The following is a 14135-nucleotide window of genomic DNA, read 5'->3' on the forward strand; positions in this document are numbered from 1 at the left end:
CCCGAACCCTCACCGGCACCCGCCTGACCGTCACCACCCACCAAACCCACGGCCGCACCCTAAGAGTCAACCTCCGCCCAGCCTGGTGATCAGCGATCGCGGCAAATCTCAACGCCGACGTCGACACCGTCGACCTCCCCAAGCGGCATCCGCAACACCTCGCGACGCCTGTCCGAAGCCCGCTCCACCCGCAGCGCCGCCGCCAATACAGCCTCCTGGATCACCACTGCCCGGGAGCGCCCGTCACGCGTAAGCACGTCCAACGCACGCTCAATCTCCGCATCCACGCGGATGCTGATCATGTCTGCCATACGCCCAACTTAGGCCCCGCCCACCCAGCGAGGCTGGGCTGCCGCGGGTGCCGTCGTACCGCCCCCACTGACAAGCGCCTGCGACCGGAGTTCCCGCCCCTCGCTTGAGCGTGCCGGACCGGCTGCCCGGAAGGTTGGTCAGTGTCGGCGGTCCGCCACCGGCCCGCTCAGCACGCGACAGGCACTCCCGCGTTAAGCGCGTCAACCGATCGCCGCGCCAACCCCAGCCGGGCCCGGTTGGCGGGCCTGCTGCTTCGTTGCGGCAGCTTGGGGAGTGCTACCTGCCGATTCAGGTGGGCAGCACTCCCCAGCCCGGCCGGTATTCGTGACCAGCCGGTGAATGCAGCCCAAGTCCAGCCAGCCACCGGGCCCCCGCGCGAACCCCAGTGCGGCCTTGAGCACGGGTCAGTCACGCGCCAGGCCGAAGGTGGTCGGTGGAGGCACAAAGAGCAGCCGACCCACCTTTGGGCGCGAAGTGCGACCTTGTGTACCCACCGACCACTTGGATTCAGCCGGTCGTCGCAACACCGGTGGTTGGGTAGGGGTTGGAGAGTAGCTGGTTGAGGGTTTCGGCGGGGGTTTGGTAGTTGAGGGTTTTGCGGGGCCGGCCGTTGAGCTGGATCGCGACGGCGTCGAGGTGCTGGCGGGTGTGAACGGACAGGTCGGTGCCTTTGGGGAAGTACTGGCGGAGGAGGCCGTTGGTGTTCTCGTTGGTGCCGCGTTGCCAGGGGCTGTGGGGATCGCAGAAGTAGATCGGCAGGTCGGCAGCGGTGCTGATCTCGCGGTGCCGGGCCATTTCTTTGCCCTGGTCCCAGGTCAGTGAGCGCCACAGGTGTTCGGGCAGGGTGGCGATCGCGTCGAGCATGGCGTCGCGAACTGTGACGGCGTCGGTGCCGCCTGGCAGGTGCAGCAGCATGACGTAGCGGGTGCTGCGCTCGACCAGGGTGCCGATCGCGGTCCGGTTGCCCTGGCCCATGATGAGGTCTCCTTCCCAGTGGCCAGGCACGGCGCGGTCATCGGCTTCGGCGGGACGCTCGGAGATCATCGCCATGTCTGTGCGTCCCCGGCTGCGGCGCTCGCCGGCACACCGGCGGGGCTTGCGGATGGCCCGCCCGGTGCGCAGTGCCTGGGTGAGTTCGCGGCGCAGCCCACCGCGGCTTTGCACATACAGCGCCTGGTAGATCGTCTCGTGTGACACCCACATCTCCGGATCGTCGGGGAAATCCAGCTTCAGCCGGACCGCGATCTGTTGCGGGCTCCACCGCAACCGCAGCCCTGCCATCACCCGCCAGCGCAACCGGCGACACGATCTAGCCCCGCTGACCGGCTGTGCCAGTTTGGACTGTTTCGGGCGGCGAGCCCGGCGGTCGGCGTTCGCCTGGGCCAGCGAGGCACGATATCGCGGCTTCACGCTACCGGCACCGTCACGGCGCACCGGCCGAGTCGCGCTGTTGCGGTCCAGCTCCCGGCTGACCGTCGAGGCCGCTCGACCGAGCCGCCGCGCGATCTCACGAACACCGACACCCTGCTCGAACCACACCATGATGTCTTCGCGTTCAGCCAGCAACAGATACCGGCCCCGCGGCTCGGACAACTCGACCATCGGCATCCCACCACCGTCGCGGACCCACCGCCACGCCACCGTGTCCGACACACCAACCGCCGCAGCCGCATCCGAGTACTCCGCACCACCACGCACCACCAACCAAAACTCACGCTGCAACGCCCGCGGCAACGCCGGACGACCAAACCTGACCATCGCAATACCTCCAAAACTCAGGCGTTGCGACGACCACCTGAATCCGCCCCATCCGCGGGCCGCGGAAATGGTTGATGGGTGCTCAAAGTGCGCCGGGCGAGCGGCCTTGAGCACGGTTCAGGCGTTTCGACGGGCGAAAAATGGCTGATTGGTGCTCAAGGGTGGCCGGGCGCGGCCGGGGCGGACCGCCAGCAACTGGGGGGCCGCACCCATGGGACGTGTTGGGCGCCGGCGACTGAGCCGGTACGGCGTCGCCGTGGCTGGGCGGGCCGGGATCAGCCGCGGAGGCGGTTCCAGAGGGTTAGGGGTTTGCCGAAGCGTTCGCCGCGGATCCACTCGAGGATGCTGCGGGCGCAGCGTTCCGGGGACGCGTTGCTGAGGACCGAGCGGGGGACGTGCATGCGGATCTCGGCGGCGTCGGCGACGGCGTCCTCGATGCGGTCGTCGGGCCAGCCGCGTTTGGCGAGGCGTTTGCGGCGCAGGATGTCCGGGCAGTCCAGGTGCAGCCAGCGGCCTTCCGGGAGCTCGGAGGGCAGGCCGGGCGTCAGCAGCAGGACGGGGATGCCGGACCGGCGGATCAGCTCGGTGATGCGCAACCACAGCGCGTTGTACGCCGGCCAGACCGGGGCCGCCGTCTGGCTCGCGATGCTGATTCCGAGCAACCGGCCTTCGTGGTCCAGCAGCTCGTCCATGTCCATCACGACGAGATTGCCCGGATTCAACCGCACCAGCTCCGGCACCACGGTCGACTTACCGGCCCCGGGCGCACCTGTCACCACGAACAACCTCGTCACGAGAACTAGTGTGGCGCGCCCTCGATCAGAAGGCTCGCCGGAGGCCGAACATCGCGAGAGACCTGCGGCACACCGCCGAGACCCGGGGTGAGCGATCCGAGCACACTTGAGTGCCGGGCGCCGGTGCAGCTCGGGACCGTCCCGCCCAACCCGTGCACAGTCAAGAACCCCAGTACAGCGAACGCCAGCGCCTCCTTGGCGGCTGACGGCAGCCCCAGCTCATCGGTGTTTCGAATCGGCACGTCACCCAGCTCAGCGGCGAGCATCTGCATCAGCGCCGGGTTCCGGATGCCGCCGCCGGAGGCGATGACCTCGGTCCCACCATGGCGCCGTACGGCGTCTGCGACCGTCAGTGCGGTCAGTGCGGTCACTGTGGCGACCATGTCGTCGGCCGGGATCTCGGGGAGCCCTTCCAGGCGCCGCGCCAGGTAGGAGAGGTTGAACAGCTCCTTGCCGGTACTCTTCGGCGCCTCGACGGCGTAATAGGGCTCGGCAAGCAGGCGCTCCAACAGCTCGTGATGTACCTGCCCGCGCCCAGCCATCACTCCGTCGGCGTCGAATCCGAGCTTCCCCGCGGTCAGCTCGGTCACCACCGCATCGATGAGCGCATTCGCCGGACCGGTGTCGAAAGCGACCGGATCTCCGTCGACCACCGTGATGTTCGCGATCCCACCAAGATTCAAAGCAACCGGTACGCCGGGTCGCCCGCGCAGCCAGAGGACGTCGACGACGCTCACCAGCGGCGCGCCTTGCCCACCGGCCGCGACATCCCGCGCTCGTAAGTCCGACACAACCGTCGTACCGGTCGCCTCGGCGATCCAGGCCGGTTGGCCGAGCTGCAGCGTGCCGCGGACCTGGCCCTGGTCGACCCAGTGGTAAACGGTCTGCCCGTGCGACACGATCAGGTCGGCGTAGCCACCGCACAGCTGCTCGACGGCCTGCCGCGCCACCGCTGCGAACGCCTGCCCGATCCCGGTGTCCAGGCGGCAGACCTGCTCGATCGTGGTGCTTGCCGGCGGCAACAAACCCGCCAGCTCTCCGAACACCTCCGCGGGGTAGGGCTGGCTGAGCATCCCGAGCGGGGTCAGCACCAGCTGATCGCCGTCCAGCCGGAGGTCGGCGGCCGCCGCGTCGATCGCGTCGTACGACGTCCCGGACATCAATCCGATCACTCGCATCTCAGGTCCCTCCTTCCGGTCTCCGCACATTCTGTCGCAACCTTGCGGACTATGCCGGTGTCCTTGCTCGTAGTCACTCTGAGGTGATCCCTTGACAGTGGGTTTGGGCTCGATCGATGATCAGTCCGCTATACCGGTTTAGTACTGCTGGTGTGGCGGACCGCCCACCCTTTGTGACGAGGAGTCGACCGAATGAGTGAGCTCATGCGCCGAAGGACCTTTCTGACCGCCGTCGCGGCCGGCACCACCGTGGCCGCGACCGGTGTCGCTACTGCCGCGGAAGCGTGCGCCGCGGTGAAGAAGCCGACCACGGTCGCGTACATCGAGGTCAACGACCACAGCATGCTGAGCGCCGGCAAGTACACGCTGGCGAACGACGGCCGCCCGGTGGTCGACATCGCGGTGATCTTCGCGGCGAACATCAACTTCAACACCTCCACGCGGAAGGCGTACCTGTCCTTCAACCCGCAGGTGACGAGCGTCCTGAACAACCGCGCGACCCAGATCAAGCCGCTGCAGGACAAGGGCATCAAGGTCCTGCTCTCGATCCTCGGCAACCACCAGGGCGCCGGCTTCGCGAACTTCCCGGACAAGGCCTCCGCCGAAGCCTTCGCCCAGGAGCTGGCCAACGCCGTCGCCACCTACGGGCTGGACGGCATCGACTTCGACGACGAGTACGTCGAGTACGGCAACAACGGCACCGGCCAGCCGAACGCCTCCTCGTTCGTCTACCTGGTGCAGGCCCTGCGCCAGAAGCTGCCGGCCGGCAAGCTCATCACGCTGTACGACATCGGCCCCGCGTCGACCAAGCTGCAATACAACGGCGTGAACCTCGCCAACACCTTCGACTACGCCTGGCAGCCTTACTACGGCAGCTACTCGGCCAACCCAGCCTTCGCCAAGTCGAAGTACTCGCCTGCTGCCGTCAGCTACACCGCCACCAGCCAGGCCACAGCGGCCAGCTTCGCGCAGCGCACAGTGACCGACGGGTACGGCGTCTTCCTCACCTACAACCTCACCGAGGCGAACACCGCGACGTACATGTCCGCCTTCACCCAGAAGCTCTACGGCAAGAACACCGTCTACACCCCTTAGAGCCGGTACTCCCAGCCCGGCTGCCAGTTGAACGGTGCGGCAATCAGCTTCTCCAGCGGCACGCCCCCGCCGAGGAGATGCTCGAGCGCCCACCGGTTCGCCGAATGGGCAACCACCAGTACGACGCTGCCGCCGTACCAGCGCTTGATGTCCTCCAGGAACGACCGCGTCAGCTCCATGACGTCGTCGTAGCTCTGGCCGCCAGGGAACGCCGTACGGACGCGCTCGACCCGAGGGTTGAGCGCGTCCACCGGGGCGCCGTTGAGGTCGCCGTAGTTGCACTCGCGGAGTCGCCAGTCCTGCAGATGCGGTACGGCGAGGTCCGCCAGCTCGACTGTCTGCACGGCTCGCCGCAGGTCCGAGCTGAACACCACATCGACCCCTTGGCGCCGTGCGCCCAGCTCCACCGCCTCCCGCCGCCCCCGCTCTGACAGCTCGCCGGGGAGCCAGCCGGTCGCGATGCCGCTCTCGTTGTCGAAGGTGGTCGCATGCGCCTCGCAGATCAGTCTTGTCGCCATACTGACCAGTCAATCCGCTTTGCCATCGTTACCGGCCGGTATATACTCAAGTTACTGACGAGTATATGTCTAAGGGGACCCCTGTGAGTCACTACAAGTCGAATCTGCGGGACATCGAGTTCAATCTGCTCGAGGTTCTCGGCCGGGGCGAGGTGCTCGGGCAGGGACCGTACGCCGACATGGACGTCGACACCGCCCGTGAGGTGCTGAGCGAGATCGACCGGCTGGCGAAGAACGAGATCGCCGAGTCGTTCGAGGACGCCGACCGCAACCCGCCGGTGTTCGACCCGGAGACGCACGAGGTGCGGATGCCGGAGTCGTTCAAGAAGAGCTACCAGGCCTACATGGACGCCGAGTGGTTCAAGCTCGAGCTGCCGCCGGAGCTGGGTGGCCAGCCGACGCCGCCGTCGCTGCGCTGGGCCGCGGCCGAGATGGTGCTGGGCGCCAACCCCGCCGTGCACATCTACGCCGCCGGACCGAACTTCGCGCACGTGCTGTGGCGCAACGGCATCGACCGGGACAAGAAGATCGCGGAGCACATCATCAACCGCGGTTGGGGCGCCACGATGGTGCTGACCGAGCCGGACGCCGGTTCCGACGTCGGCGCCGGGCGCGCCAAGGCGACGCTGCAGGAAGACGGCAGCTGGAACATCGAGGGCGTCAAGCGGTTCATCACCTCGGGCGAGCAGGACATGACCGAGAACATCGTGCACCTGGTGCTGGCCCGCCCGCAGGGCATCGACGGAGTCGGCGGCCCCGGGACGAAGGGGCTCAGCCTGTTCGTCGTACCGAAGCATCACTTCGACCTCGAGACCGGTGAACTGACGGGTGAGCGCAACGGCGCCTTCGTCACGAACGTCGAGAAGAAGATGGGCATCAAGGTCTCCACGACCTGCGAGCTCACCTTCGGCGACGGCATCCCGGCCAAGGGCTGGCTGCTCGGCGAGGTGCACAACGGCATCGCGCAGATGTTCCAGGTGATCGAGTACGCGCGGATGATGGTCGGCACGAAGGCCATCGCGACGCTGTCGTCCGGCTACCTGAACGCGCTCGAGTACGCGAAGACGCGGGTCCAGGGCGCCGACCTGACCAACCCGGCCAAGGACGCGCCGCGAGTCACCATCACCCACCACCCCGACGTACGGCGTTCGCTGCTGACCCAGAAGGCCTATTCGGAGGCGCTGCGCGCGCTGGTGCTGTTCACGGCGACGTACCAGGACCGTGCCGAGCAGGCCCGCTACGCCGGTGAGCACGACGTGGTCGCCGAGGGCGTGAACGACCTGCTGCTGCCGCTGGTCAAGGGCTACGGCTCGGAGAAGTCGTGGACCCTGCTCGGCACCGAGTCGCTGCAGACCTTCGGCGGTTCCGGCTTCCTGCAGGACTACCCGATCGAGCAGTACGTCCGCGACGCCAAGATCGACACCCTCTACGAGGGCACCACCGCGATCCAGGGTCAGGACCTGTTCTTCCGCAAGATCATCAAGGACCAGGGCAAGGCGCTCGGCCACCTGGCCGAGCAGATCCAGGGCTTCGTCGCCTCCGAGGCCGGCAACGGCCGTCTCAAGGAGGAGCGCGGACTGCTGGCGAAGGGCCTCGAGGACACTCAGGCGCTGCTCGGGATCATGGGCCAGGCCCTGATGGCGAGCAACCCGCAGGCCGAGAACGGCGACCCGCGGAACGTCTACAAGGTCGCGCTGAACACCTCGCGGCTGCTGTTCGTCCTCGGCGACGTGGTCTGCTCGTGGCTGATGCTGCGCCAGGCCGAGGTCGCGCTGAATCGGCTGGGTGACGAGCTGTCGCCGGCCGACAAGGACTTCTACAGCGGCAAGGTCGCGGCCGCTCAGTGGTTCGTCCGCTCCACGATGCCGAGCGTCCGCGCCGAGCGGATCAAGGCCGAGCTGACCGACCTCGACATCATGGATCTGCCCGAGTCTGCTTTCTGATTCAGAAGACTCCTCCGGCTCGGTCGCTTGCGCGGACCGAGTCGGAGGTTCTGTTTTGACTGACGTATCAAGGGGCATCTCGGGGCACGAGTGATCTGCCCTTCTCCTGAAGCGGTTCCGTGTAGCAGCGTTTCTGTCTGTGGCACCGCGCCCCTGGCTTGGCTTCCCCTGTCCTAGCCAGGGCCGTGGTGTGCACAAGGAACCGTGACTCCCAGATCTGCGTCTGTGCGGATGTGAACCCGTCAGGTAGTCGTAGGCTGTGCGCGATGTCCGCCCACCTCCGCCGCCTCGCCGCGCTGCTTGCTGTTCTCGTGGCCCTGCCGGTGCTCCCTGCCCACGCGGCGACCCCTTCGCTTCCGGACCGGATCGCGGCCGGCTGGCAGACCGATCGCGTCTTCGTCGACCCGCGCCTGACGGTCCCGCTGTCCGAGGTGGCGCGGATCCGCGCCGAGGCCGCGAAGTCCAGTTTCGCCGTGTACGTCGCCCTGGTCCCCCGTACGCCGTACCTGCGGGAGAGCCTCTTCGACCTGCCGACGCTGCTGCAGGCGCGGACCGGCCAGCCCGGGCTGTACATCGTTCGCGTCGTGACGGACGAGTACTGGTCCGGTGTCGAGGAGCTGTACCGGCCCGGCGGCCTCAAGGGTCGCGACCTCAACTCCGTGAAGGGCGATGACAAGCAGCGCCTCGACATCGTCGACAACCGGCCCGCACCGCAGATCGTCCGAATCATCCAGCAGGCCCAGACGGCGTACGACGGCCGTGCGTTGCCCGCTGCTTCGACGACTGACCTCGAGCCGCCGCGGCCACCGCGCCGCCCGTCGTCCACCGCCAAGGAGGACAAGGGCGCGTTCATCGGACTCGGCGTCGGCGGCTTGCTCGGCTTCGCGCTGACCCTGACGCTCGTTCTGCGCCGCCGCCGACCGGGCTCGGGCTCGAAGGCCGTCGAGTCGGGAGCTGTGCAGCCGTCGGGTTACCAGATCGAGATCCGCCGGCAGGCCGATCAGGCGATCACGCGGGCCGGCCAGTCCATCCGGAAGCTGGAGAAGCGGTCCGAGCTCACGGTCGCGCTGCTCGATCGGCGCGACGACGCGAACCGCCGGCTGGACGCTGCCCGCACGCTGCGGGCCGACCAGCCCGACGACCTCCTCGCGGTCACCGGCGCGTTGGTGCTGGCCCGCCAGGCTCGGCAAGCGGCCGACGGATCCGCGGTCCGGCCGCCCTGCTTCTTCGACCCGACCCACCGGGCCGGGACAGCCCACGTCCCCTGGGGCGACGCCGTCGAGGTGCCGGCCTGCCGCCCGTGCGCCGAGCGACTCGGCAAGGGCAAGACACCGCACGGACTCCGGGTCAGCCGGAGCGTCGGCCTGCTCGGCCGCAGTCACGAGACCGTCCCGTACTGGACTCTGGACCCGAAGGACAACCCGATGGTGGCGACCGGCTTCGGCGCCCTGACCGACGACCTGGCCGAGCGTGTGTCCGGCCGACTGGACGATGTCCGATGAAGCGCGCAGTCCTGTTGCTGATGGCAACGATCGTCGCGCTCTGGATGCCGTCGGCGGCCATGGCCGCCGTACCGGCCGATCCCCGGATCACCGCCGCGATCACGGCCTGGGCCGTCACGCCTCTATACGTCGACCCCGACTACGCGTCGCTGGCAGACACCGACGCGATGCTCGGGGAGATCCGTTCGGCGCCAGTGCCGGTGTACGTCGCCGTCCTGCCGACCGGCGCCTGGTTTCAGGAGAAGGGCGACACGGCGCTGCTGGCCGGCTGGCTCGCGCATGCCAACGCGAAGCCGGGCCTGTACGTCGTGATGGACGAGAACACGTCCTACGGCGTCGAGCACGAGATCCACGCGTACAGCGCCAGGTCGACGTACTCGACCGGCAAACAGTCGATGAGCGGCCAACTGTCCGATTACCTCGACACGGTGAAAGTGAACGACCGGTACGACGCTGATCCGGCCCGGGCGACGCCGCAGTCAGCAGAACCGAGATCGACCTCCGCGCCGGAGGAAGAGTCCACCGGCGACGCAGTCCGCAGCGGATTCGGCGCCGGAGTGCTCGGACTTCTCGGCGGCGCAGTTCTGGCCGGTGTGGTGCTGGGAGTGGCGGCGCTGGTCGCCTCAAAACGTGGAGGAAGCTCGTGAAGGCTCATAAGCTGACGGCTCTGGTGATGACCGCGCTGGTCACGCTGCTGATGCTGACCGCGGTGCCCGCTCAGGCAGGTACGACGCAGACTCCGGCCGAGCGAGCCCGCGAAATCGCGACGGCTTTGGGCAAGAACCCGTTGTACGTCGATCCGGCGTACAAGGCTGCCTTGCCGGAGAACCTCCTGGCCGACGTCCGCACCAAAGCTGCAGCGCTCGGCTACCCGGTCTACTCGATCGTGCTGCCGCTGACCCCCAGTGACGCGTTCCAGGGCAAGGAACGCAACGTGCTCACCCTGGTGATCGACGCCCTCGGCCAGCCTGGCCTGTACGTCGTCATCGATGGCGGCAACCGGTTCCCTTATTACCAGGTGAACAAGCTGCCGCAGCTCAATGAGGACCGGCTCCAACCAGTCCGGGAGCGGGCGCTCGACGACACCGGGTACGACGCTGGGCCGGCCGAGGTGCTCGCGCGGATGTACGAGCTGCTGGCGTTGCCGGCGCTGCCTCCGGCCACGAAGTCGACCAAGCCGATCAAGACCGCGAACCCGAATTCGGGCAGCGATCGGGACTCGGATCGCGATGAGGATGGCTCGTCGGGTGGCAAGGTCGCGCTGTTCGTCATCCTCGGCCTCGTCGTACTGGTGGTTCTCGGGCTGGTGATCGGTCTGGTCCGCCGGGGTGGCGGTGGGAGTGGCCCGCGGCGTGAGAAGCCGTTCAGCATCCCGCCGCATGTCGCCGCGACGGTCGCGGCCGAGCAGCGTCGGCGCCTGACGCGGGAGACCTCGTTCGAATTGACCAAGCTCGGCTCGGAGCTGGCCGCACTGCCGAGCCGGCAGGGCGGTGGGCTATCGCATCAGCAGGCCGCGCTCGATGCACGGCAGGCGGCGGAAAAGGTGCTCGACTCGTCCGAGGATCTCGTCGATGTGGTCGGTGCGATGGTGCTGCTGGACAAGGCCCGGCGCGAGTACGACGCCGCGGTCGCGATCGCGGCCGATCGCGCGATCGACGTCGTACTGGATTTGTGTGCGTTCAACCCGCTGCACGGCCGGTCCTCCGGGAAGCCGACCCAGGTGGAGTCCGATGGTGCCACGCTGACGCTGCCGTTGTGCGCCGACTGCCGCCGGGCACTCAAGAACGGCCAGGCGCCCTCGTCGTTGCCCGGGGCCAACGGCCCGTACTGGCACGGCGACGACCTTTGGGCGCGGACATTCTTCGGGTCGATCGGCGACGACCTCGCCGGACAGGTGTCCCGGGGCGCCCACCGCTCGTGACCTCGGGGGTCCTGCTCAGGGGTTTCAGGGGGTAGGGCTCGGGGGTCTGCCTGATTCGGCGAACAGTGTCCGCGACCTACGGTCGAGGCTGACACGCTGGGAGGCGGACGATGGAGAGCAGGCAGCTGGGGGTCGCGGTGCTGGTGATCGCGGCCGGGGTCGGACTGTGGCAGTTCGCGGGGAAAGACAAAGACGATGAACACCGGGTCGACGCGAAGGTCGACACGGTTCGGCTGGCGGCGGACAACGCCGACATCAGTATCAAGGTCTCCGACGACAACACCACGACCGTCAAGGAGAAGCGGCACTACTGGTTCTTTCAGCGCGGTGCTGCCTACTCGGTGGACGGCAGCACCCTGAAGCTGGACGGCGACTGCGGCTGGAGCTGCAGTGCGGACTACGAGGTGACGGTGCCGCGCGGGACGAAGGTCGTCGGCGAGAACGGCAGCGGTGACCTCTCACTGACCGGAGTCGCCGGGGTCGACGCCGACTCGCGGTCGGGTCAGGTCCAGCTCAACGACGTAAGCGGTGACGTGCAGCTCGATCTCACTTCGGGCGATGTCGACATCAACAACCTGGTCGGCCGGCTGCAGATCAAGGCCAACTCCGGTGACATCGAGGCCGACGGACTCCGCGGTGGCGCGATCGACATCGAGACCTCATCCGGTGACATCGGACTGGACCTGACCGAGGCGAACGACGTACGGGTCAAGGGCACAAGCGGCGACGTCGAGATCACGGCGCCGACCGGCTACCGGGTCAGCACCGACACGCGGTCGGGCGAGGTGGAGAACGCCCTGGGCAACGACTCGGCCGGAGCGCACAGCCTGACCGCCAGCACGGTGTCCGGTGACATCGAGCTGAAGCACAACTGACGTTTGCTCACCGGGTACTGGTGGCGTGAACGACAAGTGATGGATTAGGCCGCAGGCACGGGGTAGCGTCTTCGGTAGGCGCACTTCACGAGGAGGCTCACATGACCGAGCGAAGCGAGGGCATCAGAATGCACAGCGCACCTCGTGTCTCATGTGCGCCCGGAGCGAAGCGAGGACGTGCATGAGCATCGGTGTAGGCATCTTTCTGATGGTGGTCGGCGCGATCTTTGCGTTCGCGGTCCGCGACACCTGGGATGCGGTGAACCTCCAGGTCGTCGGCTACATCCTGCTCCTGGCCGGGGCCGCGGGGATTGTGCTCTCGTTCTACATCACCAACCGGCGGCGCCGGGTGGAGACGGACGCGATCGACCCGGCGATCGAAGAGGAGTACCGGGTCGTCGAGCAGCACCACCGCGACATCAAGGAATAGTTTTACCCGCCGGAGAGAACGAGCTCCAGCCGTGCCGGTCCGTCAGCAGTGACGCGGACCGGCACACCCCAGTCCTGCCGATGCATGTGGCAGGCGGGGAACTCGACAGCGTCCGAGTCGTCACACGACGCAGCCTGAACCGCGACATGCAGTACGCCGTCGCCCACGTGCTCGTCGATCACGAGCCGCCTTGTCAGGTCGGTCGAGTCTCCGGCGCCCTCTCGCAGCAACGTGTCGGGTGTCGACGAGACCAGCAGGCGGGTCGACGGGCCGTAGCGGTTGTCGAGCTTCTGCCCCGGCGGCGGAGTGAAGACCACCTCGAGCGTCACCTCACCGGCCGCGATCTCCATCGGCGGTCGCTGCGTCCTTGTGCTGAACTCATTCGCCTTGGCCGATGCGCCCAGCGGGATCCGGGTCAACCGATGCGCGGCCGACTCCACCACAAGCAGTTCGTTGCCTACGACAACAGCCCCGCTGGGCTCAGCCAGGTCGGTCGCCATCGTGTCGACAGTCTCGGTCTGCGGGTCATATCGCCGTACGGCGCCGTTGTAGGTGTCGGCGATTGCGACCGAACCGTCGGGCAGGACTGTCACGCCGAGCGGGTGCTGCAGTAGCGCCTCACTTGCCTTCCCGTCGCGCAGGCCGAAGTCGAACAGCCCGGTCCCGACGGCGGTGTGCACCTCGGTGTCGATCCAGCGCAGCGCCGAGATCTCCGAATCAGCCAGCCAGAGGCGGTTGCCGTCAGCCGCCAATCCGCTGGTCTGCGCGAACCACGCCTCGCGGGGATCGCCGTCCTTCAGGCCCTCATTCGTCGTACCGGCCGCGACCTCGGTGACCTTCGTGATCGGGTCGTACGTCCACAACTGGTGAACCCCGGCCATCGCGATCCACACCTTGTCCTGCCACCACGCAACATCCCACGGCGAACTCAGTACGCCGGTGCTGTCGCCGTCCATCCACTGCTTCCCGGTCCCGACCAGCGTGCTGACATTGCCGGTCGCGAGGTCGATCCCACGCAGGGCGTGGTTGACGGTGTCCGCGACCACGATGTCGTATCCGACCTGCTGCGCGACCTCGGGCGGTAGCTGGGTCAACCCGTTCGGCTCCGAGAACGCCGGGCTGGCTCCGTCCGCGAATCCACGCTGGCCGGTGCCAATTCGCCGTACGAGGGTCTCTGCGTCTGGCTGCAGCTCCGCGATGCTGTGGTTGCCGGCGTCAGCCACCAGCAGATTCCCGTTGCTTAGGGCAATCACCTTGGCCGGGAACCGCAGCTCCGACGACGCCGGCTCCGGCGCGACATACGGCGACTGCCCGCGCGTCAACGTCCCCTTCGCCTCATGCTCAGCCACCAGGTCGGTGAGCAACGCATCCAGCGCATGCGCATGCCCCTCCCCCGAATACTGCGCCACGATGTACCCGTTCGGATCCACCAGCACCAGCGTCGGCCAAGCCCGCGCCGTGTAGTTCTGCCAAGTCACCAGCTCCGGGTCATCCAGCACCGGATGCGCCACCTCGTACCGAGCGACGGCGGCCTTCACCGCCGCCTCCTCCCCCTCATGCGCAAACTTCGGCGAATGCACGCCAACGATCACCAACGCGTCGCCGTACTTCTCCTCCAACGGCCGCAACTCGTCCAGTACATGCAGACAGTTGATGCAGCAAAAAGTCCAAAAATCGATAAGGAGGAAGCGTCCCCTGAAGTCGGCCAACGCCAACTCCCGTCCCCCGGTGTTCAGCCACCCACGACCCTTAAGCTCCGGCGCGCGCACATGCATGCGCCCATTCTCCGCCCCCACCCCAACACCACCC

Annotated in this window: 13 protein-coding genes; 7 read left to right on the plus strand and 6 right to left on the minus strand. The window is 67.5% G+C overall.

The window, feature by feature from the left end:
* Positions 1–89: 89 nt before the first annotated feature.
* From E1263_RS38460 to E1263_RS38475, 4 genes are all read right to left on the minus strand, one after another.
* Entirely contained in the window at positions 90–311 is a 222-nt protein-coding gene (locus E1263_RS38460; RefSeq protein WP_132176705.1) for a hypothetical protein, read from the minus strand.
* Between the two features lie 508 nt (positions 312–819).
* A complete protein-coding gene (locus tag E1263_RS38465) occupies positions 820–2070 on the minus strand; it encodes an IS30 family transposase (RefSeq protein WP_165956896.1) in 1251 nt (416 codons plus the stop codon).
* A gap of 275 nt (positions 2071–2345) precedes the next feature.
* Positions 2346–2864, minus strand: coding sequence for an AAA family ATPase (locus tag E1263_RS38470; RefSeq protein WP_238161948.1), 519 nt, complete (start codon positions 2862–2864; stop codon positions 2346–2348).
* 5 nt (positions 2865–2869) lie between these two features.
* Positions 2870–4042, minus strand: coding sequence for an anhydro-N-acetylmuramic acid kinase (locus tag E1263_RS38475; protein WP_132176707.1), 1173 nt, complete (start codon positions 4040–4042; stop codon positions 2870–2872).
* A 192-nt stretch (positions 4043–4234) separates the two neighbouring features.
* Here E1263_RS38475 and E1263_RS38480 point away from each other — a divergent pair, with 192 nt between their 5' ends.
* On the plus strand, positions 4235–5137 hold the full coding sequence (locus E1263_RS38480) for an endo-beta-N-acetylglucosaminidase H (protein ID WP_202869261.1): 903 nt from the start codon (positions 4235–4237) through the stop codon (positions 5135–5137).
* Here E1263_RS38480 and E1263_RS38485 read toward each other — a convergent pair.
* Positions 5134–5655 (minus strand): histidine phosphatase family protein, encoded by a 522-nt coding sequence (locus E1263_RS38485; protein ID WP_132176709.1) that lies wholly within the window; start codon positions 5653–5655, stop codon positions 5134–5136. The genes E1263_RS38480 and E1263_RS38485 overlap by 4 nt on opposite strands.
* Positions 5656–5738: 83 nt before the next feature.
* On the opposite strand from E1263_RS38485, the gene E1263_RS38490 reads away from it, so the two are divergent.
* The 6 genes from E1263_RS38490 to E1263_RS38515 all read left to right on the plus strand — a co-directional run bounded on the left by E1263_RS38490 (position 5739) and on the right by E1263_RS38515 (position 12326).
* Complete coding sequence (locus E1263_RS38490) at positions 5739–7598, plus strand: acyl-CoA dehydrogenase (protein ID WP_132176711.1); 1860 nt, start codon at positions 5739–5741, stop codon at positions 7596–7598.
* A gap of 266 nt (positions 7599–7864) precedes the next feature.
* On the plus strand, positions 7865–9100 hold the full coding sequence (locus E1263_RS38495) for a hypothetical protein (protein ID WP_132176713.1): 1236 nt from the start codon (positions 7865–7867) through the stop codon (positions 9098–9100).
* A complete protein-coding gene (locus E1263_RS38500; protein ID WP_132176715.1) occupies positions 9097–9747 on the plus strand; it encodes a hypothetical protein in 651 nt (216 codons plus the stop codon). Before E1263_RS38495 ends, E1263_RS38500 begins: the two co-directional genes overlap by 4 nt.
* Positions 9744–11021, plus strand: a complete 1278-nt coding sequence (locus tag E1263_RS38505) for a hypothetical protein (RefSeq protein ID WP_238161949.1) — start codon at positions 9744–9746, stop codon at positions 11019–11021. The genes E1263_RS38500 and E1263_RS38505 overlap by 4 nt, the downstream gene beginning before the upstream one ends.
* Before the next feature lie 110 nt (positions 11022–11131).
* Positions 11132–11896: a DUF4097 family beta strand repeat-containing protein gene (locus E1263_RS38510; protein ID WP_132176717.1), complete on the plus strand. Its 765-nt coding sequence runs from the start codon at positions 11132–11134 to the stop codon at positions 11894–11896.
* A 181-nt stretch (positions 11897–12077) separates the two neighbouring features.
* Entirely contained in the window at positions 12078–12326 is a 249-nt protein-coding gene (locus E1263_RS38515; RefSeq protein WP_132176719.1) for a DUF6458 family protein, read from the plus strand.
* Positions 12327–12328: 2 nt separating this feature from the next.
* On the opposite strand, the gene E1263_RS38520 is transcribed toward E1263_RS38515, so the two are convergent.
* Positions 12329–14135, minus strand: a 1807-nt coding sequence (locus E1263_RS38520; protein ID WP_238161952.1) for an NHL domain-containing thioredoxin family protein, incomplete at its 5' end; no start/stop codon positions are given.

This window comes from Kribbella antibiotica, from assembly GCF_004349055.1.
Taxonomy (GTDB): Bacteria; Actinomycetota; Actinomycetes; order Propionibacteriales; family Kribbellaceae; genus Kribbella; species Kribbella antibiotica.

What these genes read in the sequence shown, in the direction of transcription:
- E1263_RS38475 (WP_132176707.1), bottom strand. Translation starts at nt 4,042, where the DNA reads ATGCGAGTGATCGGATTGATGTCCGGGACGTCGTACGACGCGATCGAC.
- E1263_RS38460 (WP_132176705.1), bottom strand. Translation starts at nt 311, where the DNA reads ATGGCAGACATGATCAGCATCCGCGTGGATGCGGAGATTGAGCGTGCG.
- E1263_RS38500 (WP_132176715.1), top strand. Translation starts at nt 9,097, where the DNA reads ATGAAGCGCGCAGTCCTGTTGCTGATGGCAACGATCGTCGCGCTCTGG.
- E1263_RS38495 (WP_132176713.1), top strand. Translation starts at nt 7,865, where the DNA reads ATGTCCGCCCACCTCCGCCGCCTCGCCGCGCTGCTTGCTGTTCTCGTG.
- E1263_RS38485 (WP_132176709.1), bottom strand. Translation starts at nt 5,655, where the DNA reads ATGGCGACAAGACTGATCTGCGAGGCGCATGCGACCACCTTCGACAAC.
- E1263_RS38465 (WP_165956896.1), bottom strand. Translation starts at nt 2,070, where the DNA reads ATGGTCAGGTTTGGTCGTCCGGCGTTGCCGCGGGCGTTGCAGCGTGAG.
- E1263_RS38515 (WP_132176719.1), top strand. Translation starts at nt 12,078, where the DNA reads ATGAGCATCGGTGTAGGCATCTTTCTGATGGTGGTCGGCGCGATCTTT.
- E1263_RS38510 (WP_132176717.1), top strand. Translation starts at nt 11,132, where the DNA reads ATGGAGAGCAGGCAGCTGGGGGTCGCGGTGCTGGTGATCGCGGCCGGG.
- E1263_RS38480 (WP_202869261.1), top strand. Translation starts at nt 4,235, where the DNA reads ATGAGTGAGCTCATGCGCCGAAGGACCTTTCTGACCGCCGTCGCGGCC.